Source organism: Luteibacter pinisoli, from assembly GCF_006385595.1.
In the GTDB taxonomy this organism is placed as follows: Bacteria; Pseudomonadota; Gammaproteobacteria; order Xanthomonadales; family Rhodanobacteraceae; genus Luteibacter; species Luteibacter pinisoli.
In genome coordinates this window covers 4,432,062-4,444,521 of the sequence record NZ_CP041046.1, presented here as the reverse complement: position 1 = coordinate 4,444,521, position 12,460 = coordinate 4,432,062, and the positions used below count along the sequence as shown (strand labels likewise).

Below are 12,460 nucleotides of genomic sequence, written 5' to 3'. Positions count from 1 at the left end.
AAGCTTGATCGTCTCGCCTGCGGTACGATAGACCGCAAATCGAGACGTGCTGTCTCGCTGACGAGACACACCATGGACCTGCTCGCCCTCGCCGACTTCAATGCCGTCGCCTCGCACGAAGGCTTCGGCGCCGCCAGCCGCGCCACCGGCCGGCCCAAGGCCACGCTCTCGCGTCGCGTGCGTGAACTCGAGGACGCGCTCGGCGTCCGCCTGGTCGATCGCGGGGCGCGGCCGTTCCGGCTCACCGAGGAAGGGGCCGTATTGCACGGCGAGACCGCCGGCATGCTCGGCCGCATCGAGGGCATCGCCGCGGACCTCGCCGCCGGCACCGGTGCGCCGCATGGGCGGCTCAGGGTCAGCGTGCCGGTGCTGTTCGCCCAGCGCGGCCTCGGTCGCCTCGCGGCGCGGTATGTCGCCATGTATCCCGCGGTTGAACTGGAGGTGATCGCCGACGATCGCTTCGTCGATCCGCTCGCCGAAGGTTTCGACGTCATCATCCGCGCCAACCCGAAGCCCACGACGGAACTGGCCGGCCGCTGCTTCCTGCGCGATCATTACGTCGTCGCCGCATCGCCTGCGTTGCCACGGCCGCGCGACGGCGCATCGTTCCCCGCCATCGTGCTGCCGGCGATGGCGCAAACCGATGCCTGGCATGTCGTCGACGGAAAGAAACGCATGGCCATCGTGCCACGCACGGTGCTGCGCCTCTCGTCGATGACCATGGTCAACGATGCCGTGCATGAAGGCACCGGCGCGGCGATGCTGCCGGCATCACTCATCGGCGGCGATCTCGCGCGAGGCGACCTGGTGTCATGGGGCGACGTCGAGTCGCGCACCATCGAAGTGTGGGCGCTGTATCCACCGCAACGCCACGTCGCGCCCAAGGTGTCGGCCTTCGTGCAATTGCTGGTCGATCATTTCAAGGACGCCTCGCCGCGACACTTCGTGGAACTCGGCGTGCGTTGACACCGCTGCACGCGTGGGTGAAAGTCGTCCGTCATCTCATGGCGGGGAGAAGGTGTTGAATCGTCGGGAATTCGGGAAGGTGCTGGCGCTGGCCGGTGCGGTGGGGAGCGGCCTGTGGCCGGTGAAGCAGGCGTTTGCGCAGGCACCGAAGACGTCGCGCGGCGTGGCCGTCGACCCGGCGAAGCTGCGCGATCTGCAGCAGGGCTTCCTCGACCTGCGCTTCGGCATGTTCATCCATCTCAACATGGCCACGTTCGAAGAGCGCGAGTGGGGCGACCCGATGCTCTCGCCCAAACTGTTCAATCCGAAACACCTGGATCCCGCGCAGTGGGCGAAGGCGGCGAAGTCCGCGGGCATGGGTTACGCCTGCCTCACCACCAAGCACCACGACGGCTTCTGCCTGTGGCCGACGAAGACCGGCAGCGCGAACGTCATGCAGTCGTCCTACCCGCACGACGTGGTGCGCGCGTACGTGGATGCGTTCCGCAAGGCCGGCCTCAAGGTCTGCCTGTACTTCTCCATCCTCGACCTGCGCCAGGACATCCGCGCGCGCACCGTGACGCCGGCAAAGATCGCGCTGATCAAGGCGCAGATCACCGAACTGCTGACGAATTACGGCCCGCTCACGGCCCTGATCCTCGATGGCTGGAACGCCTCGTGGTCGCGCATCTCGTACGCGGAACTCCCGTATCGCGAGATCTACGACCTGGTGAAATCGCTCCAGCCCGATTGCCTGCTGACGGACCACAACGCGGGCAGCTATCCCGGCACCGCGCTGTACTACACCGACATCAAGCAGTACGAGCAGCACGCCGGCCAGAAGATTCCGCCGAATAGTCCGGTGCCGTCGCAGTCGGGCACCACGCTGCAGAGCGATTGGTTCTGGAAGACGACGTATCCCACGGCGGAACTGGCGGCGGCAAAAACCATCGTCGACGACTGGCTGGTGCCGTTCAACGCCAACCACTGCAACCTCATCCTCAACGTGGCGCCCAACCGCGACGGCCGTTTCGACGACAACGCCGTGGCCCGTCTGGCCGAGATCGGCCGGCTGTGGAAGCCCGAAGGCAAGGTGGCCGCGATCGAACCCCAGGTGACGATCACCACGCCCGACCTCGCCAGCGGCAAGCCCGCATGGGCGAGTGCCAGCGATGAAGCCGTGGGCCCGGATCTCGCCTTCGACGACAACTTCCGCACGTACTGGCTGGCGGATCGCGGCAAGGACGAAGGCTGGATCGAGGTGCGCTTCGATGCGCCGGTGGCGTTCAACACCGTCTTGGTGGTCGAACCCGTGCACGACACGGACTACGGCGCGAGCAGCCGAATCACCGCGTACAAGGTGCAGGTGGAGCAGGGCGGCGCATGGGTGGACCTGGCGGCCGGCGGCACGCCCGCGGCGTACCAGTTCCATGAGTTCCCACGGACTACGGCCAGCCGGGTTCGCCTGTGGGTGAAAGGCCGCCAGCCGGGCATCACGGAATTCGGCCTCTACGACGAGCCGCGCCTTTAGATTCAGGGTGTTGGCCCTATCTTTGGAGGATAGGGCACGGCACCCGGGAGGTGCACCATGGCAACCGGCTGGGCGGGTGATACCGCCGTACAGGACCAGATTGACGCCACCGTGGAAGACGCGGTGAAGCGCGTGCGCAGCCAGCTGCCGAAGGGCCCGAGCCTGGAGCGCTGCGAAGAGTGCGACAAACCCATCCCCGAAGCCCGCCGCAAGGCGGTGCCTGGCGTGCGCCTGTGCGTGGCCTGCCAGGAAGCCGCCGACCACGAAGAGGCCACGTTCAGTGGCTATAACCGGCGCGGGAGCAAGGACAGCCAGTTGCGCTGACGCTTACCATGCCCTTTCCCCGTGTAGTGAAGTCCCCACGATGCTTGAACACCTGATTGTCTGCCGCCACGGCGAAACCGAATGGAACATCCAGCGCCGGGCGCAGGGCAGGGCGGACAGCCCGCTCACCGCCGCCGGTATCGCCCAGGCGCAGGCGCTGGGACGCGCGCTCGCGGCACGCGGCGTCGAGCACATCGTGTCGTCCACGCTGGGTCGCGCTTTGCACACCGCTGAGATCGTCGCCGACATCACCGGCTGCACCGTCTCGGTGGACGAACGCCTGGTGGAGCGTGCCTTCGGTGAACTGGAAGGCCAGCGTTTCGAGGACATGGCGCTGGATCCGATGTGGACCGCCGTGGTCCGTTGCTCTGACCCCGACGCGACCGCTCCCGGCTCGGAATCCCTGCGCGAGGTCGCCGCGCGGGTGATGGCGGCGCTGGAAAGTGCGATGGCGCTGCCTTACCGCAGCATCGCCGTCATTACCCACGGCCAGTCCATCTCGGCCCTGATGGGCACGCTGCACGCGAGCGGTGATTACTCGGCCTATCGCCACGGGAATTGCGGTTACACGCCGCTCCACGTGCGCGAGGGTGGCCTGGTCGTGGATGCGTGGAATATCGACCCGCTGGCCGTGCTTGAGGCTGAAGCCGCGACCGTCACAAATCCGAAATAATTGATTTTCAAGCAATTATTAAAGTAAGCATGGCAGGCTGCCGATAACCGGGGCAGTTCACCGGCCATCCTCCATGCCTTCTTCGTCACCCATCGAACAGGTGCTTTCCGGCGCCGCGCTCTCCGCCGTGTTCCAGCCGGTCATCCGGGTGGACAGCGGCCAGGTGGTCGCGCACGAAGGGCTGATCCGCTGCGCCCTGCCGCACCTGGAACTCACCCCCACCGACATGCTCGACCTGGCGCGCACCCGTGGCCGGCTGGGCGAATTCGAACTGGTGGCCGCGCGCTGCGTCGCCGAGCGCTTCGTCGCCCTGAACCTGCCGGGCCGCCTGCTGGTGAACCTCAGTGCCCAGGCGGTGATGCACGAAGGGCTCGCGGCCGATGACGTGATCGCCGCGCTCTCCGTGCCGGGGCTGGACCTGGGCCGCGTCACCATCGAGCTGACCGAGCGCGACATCGTCGAAAACGCCGCCCGGCTGGCCCACGTGCTCGGCTTCCTGCGCGCCCGCGGCGTACGCGTGGCGCTGGACGACTTTGGCAACGGCCACTCGAACTTCGAGATGTGGAACGAGATCCACCCCGAGGTGGTGAAGATCGACCGTTACCTGATCAACGGCCTCGCGCAGAGCGTCGAGCGCCTGGCCATCGTCCGCGCGTTGTGTTCCGTCGCTGAAACCCTCGGCGCCGACCTCGTCGGCGAGGGCGTGGAAGACGAAGCGGACCTGCGCATGCTGCGCGAACTCGGCATTCCCTACGCACAGGGTTTCCTGATCGCGCGGCCGTCGGTGGAGCCGGGTGGCGACGTGCCGGCCCACGTGCTTGCCGCGTTGCGCCGTACCCATGTGCCGGTGCCGCCGCGGCCCAGCAGCCCCGTGCCGGGGCGTTCGCTGACCGCCGGCCACATGCTGATCGAAGCACCGGCGGTAGTGCCCGCGCAGACCAATGACGACGTGGCGGACATCTTCGCGGCGTGGCCACGCCTGCACGCGGTCGCCGTGGTCGACGACGGCGTGCCCGTGGGCATCGTCAACCGCCGCACCTTTACCGAGCGCATGGCCCAGCCGTTTGCCCGCGAGCTGTTTGGCCGCAAGGCCTGTACGAGCCTGATGCACCCCGAGCCGGTGCTGTGCGACGAGGACATGTCCCTGCAGGGCATGGCCGACATCCTGCGTGGCGAAGACCAGCGCTACCTGAGCGACGGTTTCATCATCACCTCGCACGGCCGCTACCTCGGCCTGGGCACCGGTGAAGCCCTCGTGCGCCGGGTGACCGAGATTCGCGTGGAGGCGGCACGCTACGCCAATCCACTGACCTTCCTGCCCGGCAACCTGCCGGTCACCGAGCACCTGGCGCGGCTGCTGCAGGCGGCCCGTCCGTTTGCCGTGGCCTACTTCGACCTCGACAACTTCAAGCCCTTCAACGACCAGTACGGCTACTTCCGCGGCGACGAGATGATCCGCCTCCTCGCCAGCGTGCTCACCGGCGACCTGCGCCGGGACGCCGACTTCGTCGGGCATATCGGCGGTGACGACTTCATGGTCGTCTTCCAGGGCACGGACTGGCACGCCCGCTGCGACGCCATGCGCACGCGCTTCAATGGCATGGCCGGCAACCTGTTCGACGAAGCCGATCGCGTGCGCGGGGGTATCGACAGCGAAGATCGCCACGGCAACCGGCGCTTCTTCCCGATCACCACCGTGGCCGTCGGCGTCGCCTGCTTCGATGACACCTTCCCGGATGATGCGGAGTCCGTGGCGAGCCTGGCCGCGGCGGCGAAGCGCGTGGCCAAGAACGCTGGCCTGGGGATACAGGCCGTCACGTGGCGGGACGACAATGACATCCTCGTGTCACGTGCTGGTCAAACGTCTGAAATAAACGATTAATCAAGCACTTAGTTCTAAAGTTGCCGAAAACGCGGCCGATGCAGGGGTGGCCCTCCCACCCCTGAGTTCCCCATGCGCCTTCCCCAAATCATCCTGCCGACGCTCACGCTTCGGGCCCGCCTGACGCTGCGTCTGGCCGGCACCATCGTGCTGCTGCTCGCCCTCTGGATCGTCGGCGGCCTGCAGTTGCGCCAGGCCAACGACCGCCTGCAGTCCGTGGTCGGCGAGACGCTGGCCCCCGTCGCCAACGTCGGCCGCATCCAGAACGACTACAACGACCTGATCGATGCGCTGGTGCACGCCACGCTGGCGCGGCTGCCCTCGGCGACGGACGACGCCGTCACCGCCATCGGCGCGAACCGCCACGACATCGACAAGCAGTGGAAGGAACTGGAAGCCAGCGGCCTCGGCCAGCAGCAGAAGAAACTGGTGACGCTGGCGGCCGAACACCGCAAGGCGGCCGACGCGGCCGTGGACGGCGTGATCGAACTGCTCAAGGCCGAGCAATACGAGATCGCTCCGTTGCAGCTCTCCAACGATGTGCAGTCCGCCGTTGGCCCGCTGAAGAGCGACTTCTCCAACCTCTTCCAGCTCGCGCTCGCCGGCGGCAAGGCCGAGGCCGAAGCGCAGCAGGCGGACGTCCGCCACGGCGCGGTGCTCTCCTCCATCCTCCTCGCACTCGCCCTGCTCGTCGCCAGCGTCGTGGATATCGCGATCATCCGCTCGTTGCATCGTCGCCTGCGCCAGGCCACGAACGTGGCGGCCGGCATCGCCGGTGGCGCGCTGGGTTCGCGCATCGACATTGGCCGTGAGGATGAAATCGGCCAGCTGCTTTCCTCGCTCGCGGCCATGGACACGCAGCTGGGCAACGTCGTCGTGCAGGTACGCGATCGCGCCGACCATGTCGCGCTGGCGGCCAACGGCATCGCCGGCGGCAACGACGCGCTCAGCGAACGCACCCGCACCCAGGCCGAGCATCTCGAGCAGACCTCGCAGGCGATGCGCGTGATGGCCGATGCGGTGCACGGCGGACTCGGCCACGCCACGGCCGCGAATCGCGCCGTGGTGGAGGCGCGTGCGATGACCGACGAAGGCCACAGCGTGGCGATGGAAGCGATCGATAACATGCGCGCCATCCAGGACAGCAGCGGGCGCATGGGCGAGGTGCTCGACCTGGTGGACCAGGTGGCCTTCCAGACCAACCTGCTTGCGCTCAACGCTGCCGTGGAAGCGGCGCGCGCCGGCGAGCACGGCCGCGGCTTCGCCGTGGTGGCGCACGAGGTACGCGAGCTTGCCCGTCGATGTGCCACCGCCGCGCGCGAGATCCGCGGCCTCATCGCCACCAGCGACGACGCGGTGCAGGCCGGCGTGCAGTCGGTGGACCGCGCGGTCGCCGTGCTCGAAGGCATCGGCGGACGCGTCGGCACGCTGGCCACGCTGGTCGGCGATGTCATGGCGGCGACGCAGGGCCAGGCCAGCGGCATCGAGCGCGTCAACGGCGCCATCGTCGTGATCGATGAAACCACCCGTGAAAACGCCGCACTCGTCCAGCATGCCGCGGCCGCTAGCCGCGCCATGCGTGAGAGTGCCGAGATCCTTCGCGGCGAAGTGGCTTACTTCACCCTCGAAGACGCCTGACGCGTCATCGCACGGCGCTGCTGCGCTGGTAGCGCAGCAGCGCCATCACCGCACCGCGATCGCGCGGCGCGGCTTCGCTAAACCATCGCGCCAGCAGACGCGCTTCTTCGTTGTCGTTGTTGTCGCCTTCGACTTCACCGACCAGGAAACCGATCGATACGCCGAAGTACGCTGACAGCGCGCGAAGTGCTGAAAATGACGGATTCGCGCTAGTTCCGCGTTCCAACTGGTGGACGTGGGATTTCGACATGCCGAGCGCGTCGGCGATTTCCTGCAGCGATTTTCCATGGGCCTTCCGCAGCTGGCGAATACGTGCCGCCAGTGCATTGGCCGTCGCGGTCTCTCCCTCCGCGACGTACGAAAAATTCCTATCCTGGTCACTGCCACTGTTGCCCCTGACCATGGGTCTAGCCTCTCTTTTATCCGCGGCAAGCGCATGAAATCATGCCGCGCCGGCGCTTTCGCACCTGGGTAAATCCGCCCTGTAACGGCGCCATGGCGCCATTTGCCCGTCGAAAACCCGCTGTAAAGCGGGGCTCGCCTGGCTCTTTTGTCGCAGCCGCGGGCGCGTCTGTCAAATGGACGTCCGTTTGCCGGTAGCGCCATTCCGTACTGCGGGAACGTACGAATCCGTCGGCTGTGAACGGACACGTTCGCAAGAACATGAAAAAAATGTTGACGGTCTATTACTGCCACGGATACAAATCCAACCCTGCGATGTGACAGGCGTCACCGTTTGCCCATCGCTTCGTCGACAGCACCCTGAGGGAGGGGGCTGCCGTCGCATTTCCAAGCGCGGCCTGTTGCCGCGCCCCTTTTCTGGGGAAAACTTGCATGTTCTCATCGCTTCGGTCGCGTAACGCGTCCGTTATTAGCCGGTCTTTGCTCCACGTCGCCGTTGCCACGGCGCTCGCCCTGCCTTCGGCCGCCGTCTTCGCGCAGGCCACCTCGGGCACCATCTTCGGTTCGGCCCCGGCTGCCGCGGGTGAAAGCATCCGCATCGAGAGCGCCTCCGGCCAGACGCGCACCGTCGACGTCGACGCCAGCGGCCGCTACACCATCCCGCAGGTACAGAACGGCACGTACAAGGTGTCGCTGCTGAAGGACGGCGCGGTCATCGACTCGCGCGACAACATCAGCGTCGTCGTCGGCCGCGGCTCGGAGGTCTCGTTCGCCGGTGCCGCCGGCGCCGCGCAGGCGCAGGACCTGCAGAGCGTCACCGTCTCGGCCAACACGCTGCCCGCCATCGACGTCTCGAGCGTCGACGCCCGCACCGTCGTGACCTCGCAGGAACTGGCCAAGTACCCGCTGGGCCGCACGGCCGAAGCCATCGCACTGCTGGCGCCGGGCGTCGTCCCGGGCAGCTCGTACTTCCAGGGCCCGACCCGTAACGCGCTGGCCTCGTTCAGCGGTTCGTCGGTCACCGAGAACGCGTACTACATCAACGGTTTCAACACCACGGATCCGGTCAGCGGCTTCGGCGGCATCACGCTGCCGTACAACGTCATCGACCAGCAGGAAGTGCTGACCGGTGGCTACAGCGCCGCTTACGGCCGTTCCGACGGCGGCGTCATCAGCCAGATCGGCAAGCGCGGTTCGAACGAGTGGCACTTCGGTGCCCAGGTGCTGTGGACCCCGCGCTCGCTCAAGGGTGACCAGAAGAACACCGATTACACGCAGGGCCCGAACGCCGGCAAGATCTACCGCCAGTACGACGACAACAAGTCCTGGGTTGCGACCACCAGCGCCTACGTGTCCGGCCCGCTGATCAAGGACAAGCTGTTCTTCTTCCTCGCCGGTGAATACGAGAAGACCGAAGGCAACAGCGTCGGCGCCGTCACCCTGCCGTACAACACCAGGTACAGCTACCGCGACCCGCGTTACTACGGCAAGCTGGACTGGAACATCACCGACAACCACCACCTTGAAGCGACGTTCGCGTCGAGCAAGGACCAGTACGCCGGTAACCTGTACGACTTCGACTACTCGACCCGCCAGACCGGTGCGTACAACAGCGGCGACACCTCGCTGAAGAACTCCGGCGACCTCGGCGTGCTGAAGTACACCGGCTACATCACCGACGACCTCACCATCAGCGCGATGTGGGGCAAGCTGCGCTCGACGTACTTCTCGCAGATCCCGGGTTACGACCCGACCCTGCCGTACATCTCCGGCCGCGACCAGCAGAACCCGGCCATCGGCACGAACCTGGGCAACACCCAGACCGTCGCCACGTTCACCGATCCGCGCCACACCTCGCGCAACACCAACCTGCGCTTCGACGTGTCGTACCACATCGGCGACCACCTGATCACGGCCGGTATCGATAACCAGACCGTGCGCGACCTCAACGACGGTGACACCACGTCGGGTCCGGGTTACGAGTGGATCTACCAGCACCTCGATCCGGCGACGCCGATCCTGGACAACGGCACGGCCTTCGTCGACGCCCCGGGCAACTACGCCAATGGCGGCCAGGGCTACATCGTCGGCAAGCAGATCTACCAGACCGCCGCATCGGTGAAGGTCACCCAGCGCGCGCAGTACATCGAAGACGCGTGGCAGGTGGACGACCGCTGGCTGGTGAAGATCGGCCTGCGCAACGACCAGTTCACCAACTACAACCCGGATGGCATCGCCTACCTGAAGCTCACCAGCCCGCAGTGGGCACCGCGCCTGGGCGTCAGCTGGGACGTGAACGGTGACTCCTCGATGAAGGTGTTCGCCAACCTCGGCCGCTACTACCTCGCGCTTCCGGCGAGCGTGGCGCTGCGTTCGGCCGGTTCCTCGCTGTACACAACCGACTACTTCACGTACTCGGGCATTGACAGCCAGGGCGTCCCGCAGGGCCTGACCCATATCGACAGCTCCACGGGTGGTCCGGTCTCGGGCAACGCCGAATATGGCCAGCCGCGCGATCCGAAGACCGCCGCGTCGTCGAACCTGAAGTCGGAGTTCCAGGACGAGGCTATCCTCGGCTTCCAGACCGAGCTGACCCCGGAGTGGAATGCCGGTGCGAAGCTCACCTGGCGCAAGCTGCGTAACGCCATCGACGACGTCGCCGACGCGGGCACCATCCTCGCCAAGGCCGAGTCGCTCGGCTACGACGTGGATCCGGCCAACGTGCAGGGCGGCTACCTGTTCAACCCGGGTCGCTCGAACACGTTCAAGATCTCGGACGGCAACGGGGGTTACTACGACGTCCCGGTGTCCAACGCCGACTTCGGCTTCCAGAAGCTCAAGCGCAAGTACTACGGCATCGACCTGACCCTCGAGCATCCGTTCGATGGCAAGTGGCAGGCGAAGGCCATCTACACCTTCAGCCGCAGCTACGGTAACTCCGAAGGCCAGGTGAAGTCGGACATCGGCCAGGAGGACATCTCGGCCACGCAGGACTGGGACTTCGCCTCGCTGATGAGCTACGCCAACGGCGCGCAGTCGAACGACCAGAAGCACGTGCTGAAGCTGTACGGCTCGTACCAGTTCAACCCGGAGTGGATGGTCGGTGCGGTGATCAGCCTTGCCTCGGGCAAGCCGCGCACCTGCCTCGGCTACTACGGTGAAGGCGAGACCGCACCGGCTTACCCGGGCCCGTACTACCACTGGTGCGGCGGCCAGCCGTCGCCTCCGGGCACGTACCGTTACCCGTGGCAGAAGAACGTCAGCCTGAACGCGGAATACCGTCCGTCGTTCGCGGATCACAAGCTGGCCTTCAACGTCATGGTCTACAACGTGTTCAACCAGCGCGCCGTGACCACGGCCTACCCGTACTACGGCAGCTCGGCCGCCCCGCTGTCGCGTTACGACAGCGCGACGTACCGCACCACGCCGCGTTATGTTCGCTTCGGCATGACCTACGACTTCTAAGGTCAGCCGGTGACACCGGTCGGCCGGCCATGGATGGCTGGCCGCCCACAAGTCCGGAAGGAAGAGTGGAGCGCCTAGAACACCGCCACTTCCGGCGGCGAAACATCACTATCCCATTCGCTGAATCTCCCCATGACCCGCGCGCCAGCGCGGGTTTTTTTATGGGCGGCGTCCGGCTCAGTAGTCCAGCTTGGGATACCAGTCCGGCCGGCGGCCTTCCGGCGTGGAATCGAGCACCGTCCACAAGGGCATCAGGTCGGGTGCGCCGCGCGGGTCCTGGCCGGGGTCGGAGGTATCGAAGTTCATCTCGCCCGCCCAGAAGTGCCGCGTGCTGCCGTCGCGGCGCGTGAACACATTGAACGCCGGGATATCGTTGTCCTGGTCCAGCGCGTAGTAGTCACGGCTGAAGTTGCCGTTGGTGTCGGTGAAGAAGCGCAGGTGCTGCCATCCGCGTTCGCGCGCGAAGGCCTGCATGCGCTCCACGGGCGATCGCGAGATGACGGCGAGCGCCACGTTCTGTTCGATATCCCGCGCTTCGCCATCCCACGACGCCAGCAGCGACGTGCACATGGGGCAGGGCCGTTCGCGTTGCGGGCCAAACATCCAGCTGTAGGTCACCAGCGTCTGCTTGTCGCCGAACAGGCCGTTGAAGTCGAGCGGGCCGTCGGCGCCGATGAAGCGGTAATCGCCTGTGACGAGGCCACCGGGTGGCAGGGCGCGGCGCTGTTCGGCTACGCGTTCGATCTGCCGGCGCAGTTCGATTTCCTCGGCGAGCAGGGCGGTGCGTGCGGTGCGGTATTCGGCGCTTTCGTTGGGCATGCGCATGGGGCTGCGCGCGGCGAGTTCGGCGGCGGAAACAAGCGGTTGTGCACTCATGGTCAGGGTCTCCGGATTAGTCGCGGTCGGGTGCGCCGAGGGGGAAGAGGGCGCGATAGGTGCGGGCTTCATCGACGGCGCGCGCAAATGACGGGCGCTCGAGCAAACGCCGCCGGTACGCGTGGACACGGGTGAGGGCGGGATCGATGGGGTGGGTCCAGTCCGCATAGAACAGGGAGGGCGCCGCACCACAGTCAGCCAGGCTGAAGGTGTCGTCCACCGCCCAGGTGCGGCCGTCCATGTAGCGGTCCAGCCAGGCGTAGGCGTTCTCGAGCAGGCAACGGGCCTGTGCCACGCCGTAGGGGTCGTGCTGGTGGGCCGGGCGCAGGGCGTTGCCGACGATGGCCTGCAGGGGTGCGGAGATGTAGTTGTCGAAGAAGCGGTCGAGGTGGCGCACCTCCAGGGCCGCCTTTGGCGCGTCCGGCAGCATGCGCACCGGCCCGGGGTGGTACAGATGCAGGTACTCGATGATGATGCTGGCCTCGGTGACCACCCGCTCGCCGTCGACCAGCACCGGGAACCGCTTTAGCGGCCAAAGATCGGCGAACTCCGCGTAAATCTCCGGATGGTCCGGCGAGAGCATCTGCCAGTCGAACGCGATGCCGTTTTCGTACAGGGCGATCAGCGCCTTCTGGCAGTACGACGAGAACGGGTGGGCGTAGAGCTTCAGCGTCACGGGCGGTTCCTCGCTTCAACGGCGGCTTCTACTCCTCGTCGAACGGGG

The 12,460-nt window shown here is 66.4% G+C and carries 10 protein-coding genes; 7 read left to right on the top strand and 3 right to left on the bottom strand.

The window, feature by feature from the left end; genetic code table 11:
- The first annotated feature begins 72 nt into the window (after positions 1–72).
- The 6 genes from FIV34_RS20150 (at position 73) to FIV34_RS20125 (ending at position 6,993) form a co-directional block, all read left to right on the top strand.
- Entirely contained in the window at positions 73–966 is an 894-nt protein-coding gene (locus FIV34_RS20150; protein ID WP_139985264.1) for a LysR family transcriptional regulator, read from the top strand.
- Positions 967–1,021: 55 nt separating this feature from the next.
- On the top strand, positions 1,022–2,476 hold the full coding sequence (locus tag FIV34_RS20145; protein WP_211352668.1) for an alpha-L-fucosidase: 1,455 nt from the start codon (positions 1,022–1,024) through the stop codon (positions 2,474–2,476).
- Between the two features lie 57 nt (positions 2,477–2,533).
- Positions 2,534–2,800: a DksA/TraR family C4-type zinc finger protein gene (locus FIV34_RS20140; protein WP_139985263.1), complete on the top strand. Its 267-nt coding sequence runs from the start codon at positions 2,534–2,536 to the stop codon at positions 2,798–2,800.
- Positions 2,801–2,840: 40 nt separating this feature from the next.
- A complete protein-coding gene (locus FIV34_RS20135) occupies positions 2,841–3,473 on the top strand; it encodes a histidine phosphatase family protein (protein ID WP_139985262.1) in 633 nt (210 codons plus the stop codon).
- Positions 3,474–3,546: 73 nt separating this feature from the next.
- Positions 3,547–5,355 (top strand): GGDEF domain-containing protein, encoded by a 1,809-nt coding sequence (locus FIV34_RS20130; RefSeq protein WP_139985261.1) that lies wholly within the window; start codon positions 3,547–3,549, stop codon positions 5,353–5,355.
- A gap of 72 nt (positions 5,356–5,427) precedes the next feature.
- Positions 5,428–6,993, top strand: coding sequence for a methyl-accepting chemotaxis protein (locus tag FIV34_RS20125; RefSeq protein WP_139985260.1), 1,566 nt, complete (start codon positions 5,428–5,430; stop codon positions 6,991–6,993).
- A 4-nt stretch (positions 6,994–6,997) separates the two neighbouring features.
- Here the strand turns inward: FIV34_RS20125 and FIV34_RS20120 are convergent, their stop codons facing one another.
- Positions 6,998–7,396: a helix-turn-helix domain-containing protein gene (locus FIV34_RS20120; protein ID WP_139985259.1), complete on the bottom strand. Its 399-nt coding sequence runs from the start codon at positions 7,394–7,396 to the stop codon at positions 6,998–7,000.
- Positions 7,397–7,827: 431 nt separating this feature from the next.
- Between FIV34_RS20120 and FIV34_RS20115 the strand changes: the two genes are divergently transcribed.
- Positions 7,828–10,860: a TonB-dependent receptor gene (locus tag FIV34_RS20115; RefSeq protein ID WP_139985258.1), complete on the top strand. Its 3,033-nt coding sequence runs from the start codon at positions 7,828–7,830 to the stop codon at positions 10,858–10,860.
- 177 nt (positions 10,861–11,037) lie between these two features.
- On the opposite strand, the gene FIV34_RS20110 is transcribed toward FIV34_RS20115, so the two are convergent.
- Together FIV34_RS20110 and FIV34_RS20105 are read right to left on the bottom strand one after the other, a co-directional pair.
- Positions 11,038–11,736, bottom strand: coding sequence for a DUF899 family protein (locus FIV34_RS20110; RefSeq protein WP_139985257.1), 699 nt, complete (start codon positions 11,734–11,736; stop codon positions 11,038–11,040).
- Between the two features lie 16 nt (positions 11,737–11,752).
- Complete coding sequence (locus FIV34_RS20105; protein WP_139985256.1) at positions 11,753–12,412, bottom strand: glutathione S-transferase family protein; 660 nt, start codon at positions 12,410–12,412, stop codon at positions 11,753–11,755.
- Positions 12,413–12,460: the final 48 nt, after the last annotated feature.

Excerpts from the sequence above, each read along its gene's own strand:
- FIV34_RS20150 (WP_139985264.1), top strand. The coding sequence starts at position 73 with ATGGACCTGCTCGCCCTCGCCGACTTCAATGCCGTCGCCTCGCACGAA.
- FIV34_RS20140 (WP_139985263.1), top strand. The coding sequence starts at position 2,534 with ATGGCAACCGGCTGGGCGGGTGATACCGCCGTACAGGACCAGATTGAC.
- FIV34_RS20135 (WP_139985262.1), top strand. The coding sequence starts at position 2,841 with ATGCTTGAACACCTGATTGTCTGCCGCCACGGCGAAACCGAATGGAAC.
- FIV34_RS20130 (WP_139985261.1), top strand. The coding sequence starts at position 3,547 with ATGCCTTCTTCGTCACCCATCGAACAGGTGCTTTCCGGCGCCGCGCTC.
- FIV34_RS20125 (WP_139985260.1), top strand. The coding sequence starts at position 5,428 with ATGCGCCTTCCCCAAATCATCCTGCCGACGCTCACGCTTCGGGCCCGC.
- FIV34_RS20120 (WP_139985259.1), bottom strand. The coding sequence starts at position 7,396 with ATGGTCAGGGGCAACAGTGGCAGTGACCAGGATAGGAATTTTTCGTAC.
- FIV34_RS20115 (WP_139985258.1), top strand. The coding sequence starts at position 7,828 with ATGTTCTCATCGCTTCGGTCGCGTAACGCGTCCGTTATTAGCCGGTCT.
- FIV34_RS20110 (WP_139985257.1), bottom strand. The coding sequence starts at position 11,736 with ATGAGTGCACAACCGCTTGTTTCCGCCGCCGAACTCGCCGCGCGCAGC.